This is a genomic window from Streptomyces sp. NPDC005925, assembly GCF_040638805.1.
GTDB lineage: Bacteria > Actinomycetota > Actinomycetes > Streptomycetales > Streptomycetaceae > Streptomyces.
The window spans coordinates 195548-207826 of sequence record NZ_JBEXVL010000010.1 but is presented as its reverse complement, the minus strand read 5'-3'; the positions used below and the strand labels follow the sequence as shown (position 1 = coordinate 207826).

Below are 12279 nucleotides of genomic sequence, written 5' to 3'. Positions count from 1 at the left end.
CGTCGACAAATCATTCCCGAACGACGCCGTCTCCGACGTGAAACGGTCACCGGTGAGCTGCATACCATCGCCCGAATCCCCCGCGAAGCGGATGATCACCCGGTCCAGCCGACGGACGTCCTTCGTCGCGGCTGATGTGTGCTGCTCTCCCACGACGGCTCCATCGGCCTGTTCCGCTGGGCTACTGACCTGGCTGGTCACTGAACTGGACCTCCCTGGTGGACGGCTGTCCGCGGCGGGCCTTCCCGCAGGCCCACCCGGGTCAACCCTACGTCCGCGGGCCTCGGACTCGGCTCAACATTCGCATGATGGACGTGATGATGGACACGCCAACCGGGCGGCTCACTGCGCCGTCGGGAGTACCGGCCCACACGAGCGTGGAGGCCCGGCGCCACCTCGGAGGGGCCGCGGCCGCCCCCGGCGCGCGGTTCTCAGGGTGCGGGAGCCGCGGGAGTGCCGGTTTTCCGGGAGTGCGGAGGCATGGGGATGCCGGTGTTCAGGAGTTGAGATACGTGAGGACGGCCAGCACCCGGCGGTGGTCGCCGTCGCTCGGGGCCAGCCCCAGCTTGAGGAAGATGTTGCTGACGTGCTTCTCGACCGCCCCGTCGCTGACCACCAGTTGCCGCGCGACCGCCGAGTTCGTCCGGCCCTCGGCCATCAGACCCAGCACCTCGCGCTCCCGCGGAGTGAGCCCCGCGAGCACGTCCTGCTTCCGGCTGCGGCCCAGCAACTGCGCCACGACCTCCGGGTCCAGGGCCGTACCGCCCCGGGCCACCCGCACCACCGCGTCCACGAACTCGCGTACGTCGGCCACCCGGTCCTTGAGCAGATAGCCGACGCCGCGGCTGGACCCGGCCAGCAGTTCCGTGGCGTAGCGCTCCTCCACGTACTGCGACAGGACGAGCACCCCGAGACCCGGGTGCGCCTTGCGCAGCTGCACCGCGGCCCGGACGCCCTCGTCGGTGTGCGTCGGCGGCATCCGCACGTCGGCGACCACGACGTCGGGCAGTTCGCCCCGGTCGTCGAGCTCCGTGATGGTCTTGATCAGCGCGTCCCCGTCACCGACGCCGGCCACGACGTCGTGCCCGCGGTCGGTCAACAGCCGGGTCAGCCCCTCCCTCAGCAGCACCGAGTCCTCGGCGATGACCACGCGCACCCTGTCCTCCACGTCCTCCGGCCCCCCTGCCCGACGGCCCACCCCATGGCGGGCCTGCGACAGGCCCAGCATTTCAGCAATGCGGGGCGGATGCGGCTTCGCGGGGGGATTGGGGGGCGGGCTGCTCCCTCACGTGCCGTCGTGCCGTCGTGCCGTCCAGCCGTCCAGCCGTCTCGCCGGTCCAGCCGTGCAGTCGGTCCCGCCGTCCAGCCGTCCCGCCGGTCCCGCCGTCCAGGCTCCGGACGTCCGGCCTCCCGCCGTCGGGTCCGCCGTCTCGGCAGGTCGGCCGTCAGCCCCGCCACGGAAGTTCGGCCGTCACCCGGGTCGGGCCGCCGGCCGGGGAGTCCACCACCAGGATGCCGTCCACCGCGTCCAGCCGTTCCGCGAGCCCGGCCAGGCCCGAGCCGCCGGTCGCGTCCGCGCCGCCCACCCCGTCGTCCATGACCTGGAGCATCAGCCGGTTCTCCACGCGCCACACCTCCACCACGGCCGAGGTCGCCCGCGCGTGCTTGCTGATGTTCTGCAGCAGCTCGGAGACGGTGAAGTACGCGATCCCCTCGATCGCCTGCGCCGGCCGCTCCCGCAGATCCACCTCGACCCGCACCGGCACCGCGCAGCGCGACGCCACCGCCGACAGCGCCGCGTCCAGTCCGCGGTCCGTCAGCACCGCCGGGTGGATGCCCCGCGCGAGATCGCGCAGCTCCTGAAGCGCCGTCTTCACCTCTCCGTGCGCCTCGTCGACCATCCGCGCCGCCGCCTGCGGGTCCTCGCGCAGCTTCTCCCTCGCCAGCCCCAGATCCATCGCCAGCGTCACCAGCCGGGCCTGCGCCCCGTCGTGCAGATCACGCTCGATGCGCCGGAGATCGGCGGCGGCCGTGTCGACCACGACGCCCCGGTCCGACTCCAGCTCCACGACCCGCGTCGCCAGCCGCGACGGCCCGAGCAGTCCGTGCACCATCACCCGGTCCACCATCGTCAGCGCCCGCACGATCCACGGCGTGGCCAGCGTGAACAGCAGCCCGACCAGACCCGTCATCGTGATCTCGAACGGGTTGTCCAGGTACACGTGGTGCGACTCGTCCCCGTACAGCTGAAGACCGCCCTGCCCCGCCCACGCCGGGAGCACCCAGAACCACAGCGGGTACGTCAGCAGTGCCCAGCCGTACGTCCAGAAGGCCAGGGCGACGGAGAAGGAGAACACCGCCCACGGAAAGTGCAGCAGCGCGTACAGCACCGCCCGCCACGACGTGCCGCTCTTCAGCACGGCCCCGATCCACGCCATCATGCCCGGCTTGCGGATCCGCAGCGGTTCCGGTTCCCCCACGTCCAGGCCCAGCAGCCCGCGCGCCCGCGCCCGCTCCACCGCGCCGAGGCCCCGGCAGCCGGCCAGCGCGGCGGCCAGCACCGGAATCCCGAGGAACGTCACCAGCAGACCCGCGCCCAGCGACACCATCGTGACCGCGTACACGAACAGCAGCACACCCATCGGCAGGTTCAGCAGGACGTAGCCGAACTCCCGCCAGTAGCGCCCCTCGAACGGTGCCCGCAGACCGGCCGGCAGCCGGTGCCGCCGCTCACTCCCGCCCACCGGGAACGCGGAACCACCGAAACCTCCGGGCCCACCCGAACCGCCGTAGCCGCCGGGCCCACCCGAAGCGCCGTAGCCGCCGGGCCCACCCGAAGCGCCGTAGCCGCCGGGCCCACCCGAAGCGCCGTAGCCTCCGGAAGCGCCGGAGCCGCCGGAGCCGCCGGGCCCGTGTCCCGGACCGTGGCCCTGCCTGTATCCGTGCCCGTGCCCGTACTCGTGCCCGTACTCGTACTCCGTGGCCATCGGTGTCGTCCGTTTCTCCTCGTCCGGTGCCGTACCACCAGCCTGCTCCGCCGCAGGTCGGCCGGGCCATGGAGTCCGTCGGCGTCTCGGGAGGGGGGTTTTCCCCACCCTGGCCGTCCTGGTGTCCCGCCGGGCCCCGGCCTCCCCGTCTCCGCTCCCGGCCCTCCGGGTGGACCGCCCGCCCGCCGTGCCGCCTATCCCCGGCCGTGCGTCCGGTCGCGGTCCCGGCCCCGGTCCCGCCACGGCAGTTCCGCCGTGACGGTCGTCGGTCCGCCCTCCGGGGAGTCGACGACGAACAGGCCGTCCACCGCGCCCAGCCGGTCCGCGAGCCCGCGCATCCCCGTACCGCCGTCCAGCCGCGCGCCCCCGCGCCCGTCGTCCCGTACCTGGATGAGCAGCCTGTCGTCCGCACGCCACACGTCGACCGACGCCGACCGCGCCCCGCTGTGCTTGCTGACGTTCTGCAGCAGCTCGGAGACGGTGAAGTAGGCGATGCCCTCGATGGCAGCGACCGGCCGGGCGGGCAGATCCGTCGTCACCTTCACCGGCACCGTGCAACGCGACGCCACCGACGACAGCGCCGCGTCGAGCCCGCGGTCCGTCAGTACGGCCGGATGGATGCCGCGGGCCAGATCGCGCAGCTCCTGAAGCGCCAGCTTCACCTCGCCGTGCGCCTCCTCCACCATCGCCGCCACGTGCTCGTCGGCCTGGCCCTCCAGCAACTTCTCCTTGGCCAGGCCGAGCCCCATCGCCAGGTTCACCAGCCGGGCCTGCGCCCCGTCGTGCAGATCACGCTCGATGCGCCTGAGGTCCGCGGCGGCCGTGTCCACCACGAGCCCACGGTCCGACTCCAGCTCCGCGATACGGCGTTCCAGCTCGTCCGACGGCGACAGCAGACCGCGCACCATGGCCCGGTCCACGGTGGTCAGACCCCGCGCGACGAACGGCAGCACCGGCCACAGCACGAACAGCGACACCAGCGTGATCGTGAAGGTGAGCACCCCCCACGGCAGCCGGATGAACTCGTACAGCACCGTGCGCCAGCCCACCGGGTCCTTCAGCGCCATCCACAGATGCGCGAAGAAGCCGCCGTTGTTCCTGCCGCGGCTGCGCAACGGCAGCGGGCTCGGCTCGTCCACCCGCACCCCGAGCAACGCTCTGGCCCGCGCCCGCTCCAGCTTCCCGATCTGCCGCGCCCCCAGCAGACCGAGCGCCAGCATCGGGAACCCGATCACCGTGACGGTCAGCCAGAAACTGGTGAACAGCACCGTCATGACGTAGACGAAGCCCAGCAGCGCCATCGGCAGGTTCGCCAGGAGATGCGCGATCTCCTTCCAGGTGTGCCGGTCGTAGGCGAAACGCGCCGGCGGAAGGGGAGCGGCGGCGCCACCGGGGAACGAAGCGGCGGTGACACCCGGCGGCGGGGTGGTGGTGCCGCTCGGAAGTGGAGCGGTGGTGCCGCCCGGAAACGAAGCGGTGGTGCCGCCCGGAAGTGGAGCGGTGGTGCCGCCTCTGGCCGGGCCGGCCGGGCTCGGAGACGGGAAGCGTTCGGTCATGGCGGCAAGCCTGCCCGGCCCCGGCCGCCCGCGCCATGAGGTGCACCGGCGACCCGCCCGGGGGAAAACCCCACCCCGCGCTGCCCCGCCTCCCGCCCCGGGGGACCCACGGCCTTCTTACCGTCCCCTTAGCAGGGCCTAGACTCACGAGCGTACAGATCGTCCGACAACGGCCTTCACAGGCGCGCGGGAGCGGCCGGCCCACACGGCCGCTCGGGACAGGAAGCGAAGGGAGCGCGGGGCCATGACCTCCGTCGCGGCGGACTACTTCCCGTCGGACTACTTCCGGTCCTACTCGGTGGTAGGGCTGCTCGCGGTCATCGGCGTGCTGTTCGTCGCCGTCGCCTTCGGCGCCGGACGCCTGCTGCGCCCCGTCGTCCCGACCCCCGAGAAACTCCTGACGTACGAGTGCGGCGTCGACCCCGTCGGCGAGGGCTGGGCCCACACCCAGGTCCGCTACTACGTCTACGCCTTCCTCTACGTGATCTTCGCGGTCGACTCGATCTTCCTGTTCCCCTGGGCGACCGTGTTCGCCGCCGACGGCTACGGCGCGACGACCCTCGTGGAGATGTTCATCTTCCTCGGCTTCCTCGCCGTGGGCCTGCTGTACGCATACAAGAAGGGCGTCCTGACATGGACGTGAACGCGGAGCCCTCCGTGCCCTCCGGCTCCTCCCCGCCCGCCGTCCCCTCCGTGCCCGTCGCGCTGCCCGAGCCGAAGAGGCTGGGCGCCCTCGCGCGCCTCGCCCCCGAGCCGATGAAGGTCGTCCTCAACTGGGGACGCCGCTACTCGCTCTGGGTCTTCAACTTCGGCCTCGCCTGCTGCGCCATCGAGTTCATCGCCGCGTCGATGGCCCGCCACGACTTCATCCGGCTCGGCGTGATCCCCTTCGCACCCGGCCCCCGCCAGGCCGACCTGATGGTCGTCTCCGGCACGGTCACGGACAAGATGGCACCGGCCGTGAAGCGCCTCTACGAGCAGATGCCCGAACCGAAATACGTCATCTCCTTCGGCGCCTGCTCCAACTGCGGCGGCCCCTACTGGGACTCCTACTCCGTGACCAAGGGCGTCGACCAGATCATCCCCGTGGACGTCTACGTCCCCGGCTGCCCGCCACGCCCCGAGGCGCTCCTCCAGGGAATCCTCAAGCTCCAGGAGAAGATCGCGCGCGAGTCACTGAGCGAGCGCTACGGCCCGACGACGCCCCGCCCGTCCACCCCTGGCCCGTCCGCCACTGGTCCGTCGACCCCTCACCCGTCGACCCCCCGCCCGTCGACCGCCGCCCTCACGAGCGACCTGGTGAAGCCGCCGAGCACGCCCACCGGCAAGAGCGCCGGGGCCATCGGGGAGAACGCCACCGGCTCGGGGGAGAGCGCCGAGGTCAGGGGCGACGGGGACGCCGCCATGGGCGAGACGAAGACCGCCCCGGGGAAGAACGACCCGGCCGGGGAGGAGGGCCGATGACGACAGTCGGCTGGCTGCCCGCCGACACCGAGGACCTCTTCGGCCCCGACGCCACGGCCGAGGAGGCGTACGAGGTCCTGACCGTCGACGTCCCCCCGGCCGCGTGGATCGCCGCCCTGGAGACCGCGCGCGACCGCCTCGGCTGCACCTACTTCGACTGGCTCAGCGCGGTCGACGAACCCGGCACCGGTTTCCGCGTCGCGGCCCACGTCGTGGCCCTCTCCCCGGTACGACGCCTGCTCCTCCGTACGACCGTCCCGCACGAGGCACCGACCCTGCCGACCGCCCACGGCGTGTACGCGGGCGCCGCCTGGCACGAGCGCGAGACGCACGAGATGTTCGGCGTCACCTTCGAAGGCCACCCCGCCCTGGACCACCTGCTCCTCCCCGACGGCTTCGAAGGCCACCCCCTGCGCAAGGACTTCGTCCTGGCAGCCCGCGTCGCCAAGGCCTGGCCCGGCGCGAAGGAGCCCGGCGAATCCGAACACGGCGGCCCGAAACGCCGCCAGATGCTTCCGCCGGGCGTCCCCGACCCGAACGAATGGGGTCCCCTGAAGGGCCAGCTCCCCCCGGCCCCGACCCGCCCCGCCCGCGGCGCGGTCCGCCCCGCCCGTGGCGCCGGCGCCCCGGGCCCGGCAGGCGAACGTCCGGTACGCCGCACCCGAACCGCGGGCGAGGGCTCGGCGAGCCAGACCCCCGAAACCGCGGTCACGGAGACCCCGCCCCCTCGCCCGCGCCGTACGCGCACGGCATCAGAGGGCTCGGCGAGCCAGACGGCACGGGAGCCCAGGGACCCCCGGGCGCCGCAGAAGGCGCAGGGGGTGCAGGAGCCGCAGGACGCTCAGGCACCGCCGGCCGGCCCGGGCCGCACCCGCAGCGCGAGCCAGGGCTCGGCGTCCCAGCGCACGGATACGGGCACAGGCCCGGATGCGAGCGCGGATGCGAGCGCGGATCCGGGCCCGGACACCGGCACGGGCGGTGCGGGCCCGAACCCCGCCGCCGTCGCGCCGCCCGCCGAACCCCGGGCCCCCCAGGCACCCCGGCGCAGCTCCGACGCCCCGTGGCACCACGCCCGCCCGACGTTCGAGGAGGGGCCGGAAACCGAGCGGGGAGCCGAACTGACGGCGGAGTCGACGGACGAGCCGATGGCGGAGCCGATGGCCGAACGGGTGGCCGAACGGGTGGCCGGGCCTACGGACGAGCCGGTGGCCGGGCCGACGGATGCGGTGACGAAGTCCGCGCCCGCGCCCGCGTCCGCACCGAAGATGCAGCCGGACCGGTCGTCGCGGCCGGCCCAGCCCGACCGGTCATCGCGGCCCGAACCACACGACACCCCCGCCGACACCCCCGCTACCACTTCAAAAGTGGCGCCTTCAAAAGTGGCGCCTTCGGAAGACGTGCCTTCGGAAGACGCGCCCCCGGAAGACGCGCCTTCGGAAGCCGCGCCCTCGGAAGGCACGTCTCCGGAAGACACCGCCCCCGAACAGGCTTCCCCCGACGACACCACCCCGGGAGGCACGCAGTGAACGACGCTTTCGATGTCGCCCTGCGACTCCTCGTGGTCTTCGCCGTCTTCCTCGTCTTCCCCCTGCTCGTCGGCCAGACCGAGCACAAGGTGATGGCGCACATGCAGGGCCGCCTCGGCCCCATGTACGCGGGCGGCTTCCACGGCTGGGCCCAACTCGTCGCCGACGGGGTGAAGTTCGCGCAGAAGGAGGACATCGTCCCGGCGGGCGCGGACCGCCGTATCTTCCAGCTCGCCCCTGCCGTCGCCCTCCTCCCGTACCTCCTGGTCCTGCTCGCCATTCCCGTCGGCCCCGGCGAGGGCGCCGTCGGAGAGGTCGTCGACGCGGGCATTTTCTTCGTCCTGGCGGTCATGGGCGTGGGCGTCCTCGGCTCGCTCATGGCGGGCTGGGCGTCCGCCAACAAGTTCTCCCTCCTCGGCGGCCTCCGCACCGCCGCACAGCTCCTCGCGTACGAGCTCCCCATGCTGCTCACCGCCGCCTCCGTCGCGATGGCGGCCGGCACGGTCTCCCTCGTCGGCATCCTCGACGCCTTCGCGTGGTGGTGGCTGCCCTGGCAGATCGTCGGCGCGATCGTCTTCTTCGTCGCCGGCCTGGCCGAACTCCAGCGCCCCCCGTTCGACATGCCCGTCGCCGACTCGGAGATCATCTTCGGCGCGTACACCGAGTACACGGGGCTGCGTTTCGCGCTCTTCCTCCTCGCCGAGTACGCGGGAATCGTCGTCCTGTGCGGCCTGACCACCGTCCTCTTCCTGGGCGGCTGGCACGGCCCGTGGGGTGCCGACGGCCTCGGCTGGGTGTGGACCCTGCTGAAGGCGGCCGTCCTCGCCTTCGTCGTGATCTGGCTGCGCGTCACCTACCCCCGCCTGCGCGAGGACCAGCTCCAGAAGCTTTCCTGGACCCTCCTCGTCCCCCTCTCCCTCGCCCAGATCGCCCTCACCGGCATCGTCAAGGTGGTGATCGCGTAACCATGGCCCCCATCCCTGGCAGCGGCCTGGCCAAGGGCCTGGCCGTCACCCTGCGCACGATGACGAGGAAGTCCGTCACCCAGCAGTACCCCGACGTCCAGCCCGACCTCCCGCCCCGCAGCCGCGGCGTGATCGGACTGTTCGAGGAGAACTGCACGGTCTGCATGCTGTGCGCCCGCGAGTGCCCCGACTGGTGCATCTACATCGACTCCCACAAGGAGACGATCCCGGCGGCCACCCCGGGCGGGCGCGACCGCAGCCGCAACGTCCTCGACCGCTTCGCCATCGACTTCTCCCTCTGCATGTACTGCGGTATCTGCATCGATGTGTGTCCTTTCGACGCACTGTTCTGGTCCCCGGAGTTCGAGTACGCCGAGACCGACATCCGCGAACTCACCCACGAACGCGACAAGCTCCGCGAGTGGATGTGGACCGTGCCGGCCCCGCCCGCCCTCGACCCCGGCGCCGAGGAGCCCAAGGAGATCGCCGCCGCCCGCAAGACCGCCGAGAAACTCGCGGCGGCCGAGGCCGAACCGAAGGAGGACCCGTCGTGACCCTCGCCGCGGACACGCACGGCTTCCTCTCCCCGACCGGCGTCGAGATAGCCTTCCTCCTCGTCGGCCTGGTCACCCTCGGCGCGGCGGCCGTCACCGTCACCACGCGCCGGCTCGTGCACGCCGCCCTGTGGCTGGTGGTCGCCCTCGGCGGCCTCGCCGTCGAATACCTCCTGCTCACCGCCGAGTTCATCGCCTGGGTTCAGGTCCTTATCTACGTCGGTTCCGTCGTCGTCCTCCTCCTGTTCGGCCTCATGCTGACCCGGGCGCCCATCGGCCACTCCCCGGACGCCGACTCCGGCAACCGCTGGACCGCCCTCACCGTCGCCGTCGCCGCCGGGGCCGCCCTGGTGTGGGTCGTCGCCGACGCCTTCCGCACCACCTGGATCGACCTGGACGGCGAGCCCGCGGGCACCACCCGCGTCACCGGCGAAAGCCTCTTCCAGCACTGGGTCCTCCCCTTCGAAGCCCTCTCCGTGCTCCTCCTCGCCGCTCTGGTCGGCGCGATCGTCCTCTCCCGCAAGACCAGGGCCGAGGCCCGGGCCAACCAGACCGGACAGGCCGCCGCGACCACCCCGGGCACCCCGGGCGCCCAAGGCACCCCGGCTGTCCCGGCCACTCCGGGCAGCCCGGCCGGCCAGGCCATTCCGGGCACCGGCGCAGCCCAACGCGCGCAGGCCGCGCAAGCCACACCAACGCAGGCCGCGCAAGCCACACAGGCAACGCAAGCCACCCCCGGCCCCCAGACCACCCCGGGCACCCCCAGTGACGACGAAGGGGCCCGCTGATGCACCTCGCCTATCCCGCCGTGCTGTCGGCCCTCCTGTTCTCCACCGGTCTGTACGGCGTCCTCGCCCGCCGCAACGCGATCCTGGTCCTGATGTCGGTGGAGCTGATGCTCAACGCCGTCAACCTCAACCTGGTCGCCTTCGACGTCTGGCTCAGCAGGACCGCCGAGGAGACCCTGCACTCCGGACAGGCCCTGACCCTGTTCACCATCGCCATCGCCGCCGCCGAGATCGGCATCGGACTGGCGATCGTGCTCGCCGTCCACCGCAACCGCGGCACCGCGGACATCGACAAGCTCCGCGACACGTCCGAGTCCCACGACACCGACACCGATCCCGGCGTCGACGATGCCGACCGCCCCGACAGCGACGCCCTCACGGCCGGCCGGGCCGGGAAGGCCGAGGCCACCGCGTGACCACCACCACTCTCGCCGTACTCGTCCCCCTCCTGCCGTTCCTCGGGGCCGCCGCCGGGCTGCTGCTGGGCCGCACCGCGCCCGGCTTCGTCCGCCCGCTCGCCGTCCTGCCGACGTTCGCCGCCCTGGTGCTCGCCGCGCTGGTCGCCGTACGCCAGGACGGCGGCGCTGCCGTCGACGCCGCCACCGAGCTCACACCCACCGGCTCCGTCCCCGTCGACCTCGCCCTGCACATCGACGGCTTCGCCGCCCTGGTCGCCGTCCTGGTCGGCCTGGTCGCCACCTGCGTGCAGATCTACTCCACGGGCTACCTCCGCGACGACCCCCGCTACCCCTCGTACGCCGCGCTCGTCTCCTTGTTCACCTCCGCGATGCTGCTCGTCGTCTACTCCGGTGACCTGATGGTGCTGCTGGTCGGCTGGGAGATCATGGGCATCTGCTCGTACTTCCTGGTCGGCCACTACTGGGAGACCCCCGAGGCGCGCGCCGCCTCGCTGAAGGCCTTCCTGGTGACCAAGCTCGGTGACGTCCCCTTCCTCATCGGTCTGTTCGCCCTGGCCGGCGATGCCGGATCGTTCCGCGTCACCAAGGTCCTCGGCGCCGTCGCGAGCGGCGGACTCGACCACCCGACGCTGATCGCCCTGCTGTTGCTGGCCGGTGTGGCGGGCAAGTCGGCGCAGTTCCCGCTGCACACCTGGCTGCCCGACGCGATGGCGGGCCCCACCCCCGTCTCCGCCCTGATCCACGCCGCGACGATGGTCGCCGCCGGTGTCTACTTCGTCGCCCGTCTCCTCCCGCTCTTCGAGGCCTCCCGGGCCGCGATGCTGGTCCTGGCCGTCATGGCCGCCGTCACGATGGCCGGCTCGGCACTCGCCGCGCTCGCCCAGGACGACATCAAGCGCGTCCTCGCCTACTCGACGATCGGCCAGCTCGGCTACATGACCGGCGCCCTCGCCGTCGGCGACCGCGGTGCCGCCGTCTTCCACCTCCTGTCCCACGGCGCCTTCAAGGCGCTGCTGTTCCTCGCAGCCGGCGCGGTCATCCACGCCGCCGGGACCAACTCGCTGGCTGCCATGTCCCGCATGCGGAACCTGCGCGCCCGCGTCCCGGACGCCTACTGGACGATGACCGTGGCGCTGCTCGCGCTCGCCGCGATCCCGCCGTTCAGCGGCTTCTTCTCGAAGGAGTCCGTGCTCCGCGCCGCCGAGCACGTCTCCACCGGCCACACCGAGTACGCCCCCGGCGCCGCGGGCTGGACCGTCCTCGTCGCCGGCCTGGTCACGGCCCTCCTCACCGCCGCCTACGCCACCCGCCTGTGGCTGCTGGCCTTCCGCGGCCGGGGTGCCGACGCCCCCGACCACGGCAGGCAGCCGCTGGCGATGACGACGGTGCTGTGGGTGCTGGCCGTACCGTCCCTCGCCTTCGGCGGGCTGGCGTTCCGCCTGCTGCCCGACTGGTTCGACGGCGCCGACCTGGCCCCGGCCCTCACCACCTCCGTGCTCGGCACGGGCGTGGCCCTCACCGGCGGACTCGTCACCTACGCGGCCTGGCGGCACACCACCGCACTCGCCGCCCGCGTCCCGCTGGGCGCCGTCACCGCACACCCCGACCGGCCCGGTGCCGACGGAGGCCCGCGGGGCGACGCCGCCCAGGTGGAGGCCGAGGCCATCGCCGGCCACACCCCCGCCTACGGCGATGTGGCGTCCGCACCCGACCCGGCCGACCCGGGACGGCTGCTGCTCGGCCCGCTGCACCGGCACGCCGCCGCCGGCTTCCACCTGGACGCCGCGTACTCGGCGCTGTTCGTCCGCCCGGTGCGCGGCGCCGCCGGCCTCGTACGGTTCCTCGACCGGGAGGTCGTCGACACCTACGTACACGGCGCGGGCGCCCTGCCCCGCTGGCTCGGCGCCGCCGTGCGGCGGGCCCAGACCGGCAATGTGCAGACCTATGTGAGCGTGCTGCTCGCCGGCACCGTCGTCCTCGCGGTCGCCGCCGTCCTTGTCGCCACGGGAGCGTGAGCAGG

At 72.8% G+C, this 12279-nt stretch carries 11 protein-coding genes and 1 pseudogene; 8 read left to right on the top strand and 4 right to left on the bottom strand.

All coding sequences use genetic code 11. The features are described from left to right. From ABZ354_RS15555 to ABZ354_RS15540, 4 genes and pseudogenes are all read right to left on the bottom strand, one after another. Positions 1–201, bottom strand: a pseudogene (locus tag ABZ354_RS15555) (2-oxoglutarate ferredoxin oxidoreductase subunit alpha); the annotation flags it as partial. 295 nt (positions 202–496) lie between these two features. Further along, positions 497–1168, bottom strand: coding sequence for a response regulator transcription factor (locus tag ABZ354_RS15550; RefSeq protein ID WP_358656888.1), 672 nt, complete (start codon positions 1166–1168; stop codon positions 497–499). Positions 1169–1445: 277 nt separating this feature from the next. Then, positions 1446–2987, bottom strand: a complete 1542-nt coding sequence (locus tag ABZ354_RS15545) for a sensor domain-containing protein (RefSeq protein WP_358656887.1) — start codon at positions 2985–2987, stop codon at positions 1446–1448. A gap of 194 nt (positions 2988–3181) precedes the next feature. After that, entirely contained in the window at positions 3182–4543 is a 1362-nt protein-coding gene (locus tag ABZ354_RS15540) for a sensor domain-containing protein (protein WP_358656884.1), read from the bottom strand. A gap of 244 nt (positions 4544–4787) precedes the next feature. Between ABZ354_RS15540 and ndhC the strand changes: the two genes are divergently transcribed. Genes ndhC through ABZ354_RS15500 form a run of 8 tightly spaced genes read left to right on the top strand, consistent with a single transcriptional unit; the run spans position 4788 to position 12274 of the window. Next, positions 4788–5186, top strand: a complete 399-nt coding sequence (ndhC, locus tag ABZ354_RS15535; protein ID WP_358656882.1) for an NADH-quinone oxidoreductase subunit A — start codon at positions 4788–4790, stop codon at positions 5184–5186. Further along, the gene (locus ABZ354_RS15530) at positions 5177–6007 is read left to right on the top strand and encodes an NADH-quinone oxidoreductase subunit B family protein (RefSeq protein ID WP_358656880.1); all 831 of its coding nucleotides are present in this window, start codon (positions 5177–5179) and stop codon (positions 6005–6007) included. The genes ndhC and ABZ354_RS15530 overlap by 10 nt, the downstream gene beginning before the upstream one ends. Continuing rightward, the gene (locus ABZ354_RS15525) at positions 6004–7533 is read left to right on the top strand and encodes an NADH-quinone oxidoreductase subunit C (RefSeq protein ID WP_358656878.1); all 1530 of its coding nucleotides are present in this window, start codon (positions 6004–6006) and stop codon (positions 7531–7533) included. The genes ABZ354_RS15530 and ABZ354_RS15525 overlap by 4 nt, the downstream gene beginning before the upstream one ends. Beyond that, the gene (locus ABZ354_RS15520) at positions 7530–8498 is read left to right on the top strand and encodes a complex I subunit 1 family protein (protein ID WP_358656876.1); all 969 of its coding nucleotides are present in this window, start codon (positions 7530–7532) and stop codon (positions 8496–8498) included. The genes ABZ354_RS15525 and ABZ354_RS15520 overlap by 4 nt, the downstream gene beginning before the upstream one ends. A 2-nt stretch (positions 8499–8500) precedes the next feature. Further along, positions 8501–9052, top strand: a complete 552-nt coding sequence (locus ABZ354_RS15515) for an NADH-quinone oxidoreductase subunit I (protein WP_358656874.1) — start codon at positions 8501–8503, stop codon at positions 9050–9052. Then, complete coding sequence (locus ABZ354_RS15510) at positions 9049–9840, top strand: NADH-quinone oxidoreductase subunit J (protein WP_358656872.1); 792 nt, start codon at positions 9049–9051, stop codon at positions 9838–9840. The genes ABZ354_RS15515 and ABZ354_RS15510 overlap by 4 nt, the downstream gene beginning before the upstream one ends. Further along, positions 9840–10256, top strand: a complete 417-nt coding sequence (nuoK, locus tag ABZ354_RS15505) for an NADH-quinone oxidoreductase subunit NuoK (protein WP_358656870.1) — start codon at positions 9840–9842, stop codon at positions 10254–10256. Before ABZ354_RS15510 ends, nuoK begins: the two co-directional genes overlap by 1 nt. Continuing rightward, positions 10253–12274, top strand: coding sequence for an NADH-quinone oxidoreductase subunit L (locus ABZ354_RS15500; RefSeq protein WP_358656868.1), 2022 nt, complete (start codon positions 10253–10255; stop codon positions 12272–12274). The genes nuoK and ABZ354_RS15500 overlap by 4 nt, the downstream gene beginning before the upstream one ends. Positions 12275–12279 lie beyond the last annotated feature (5 nt).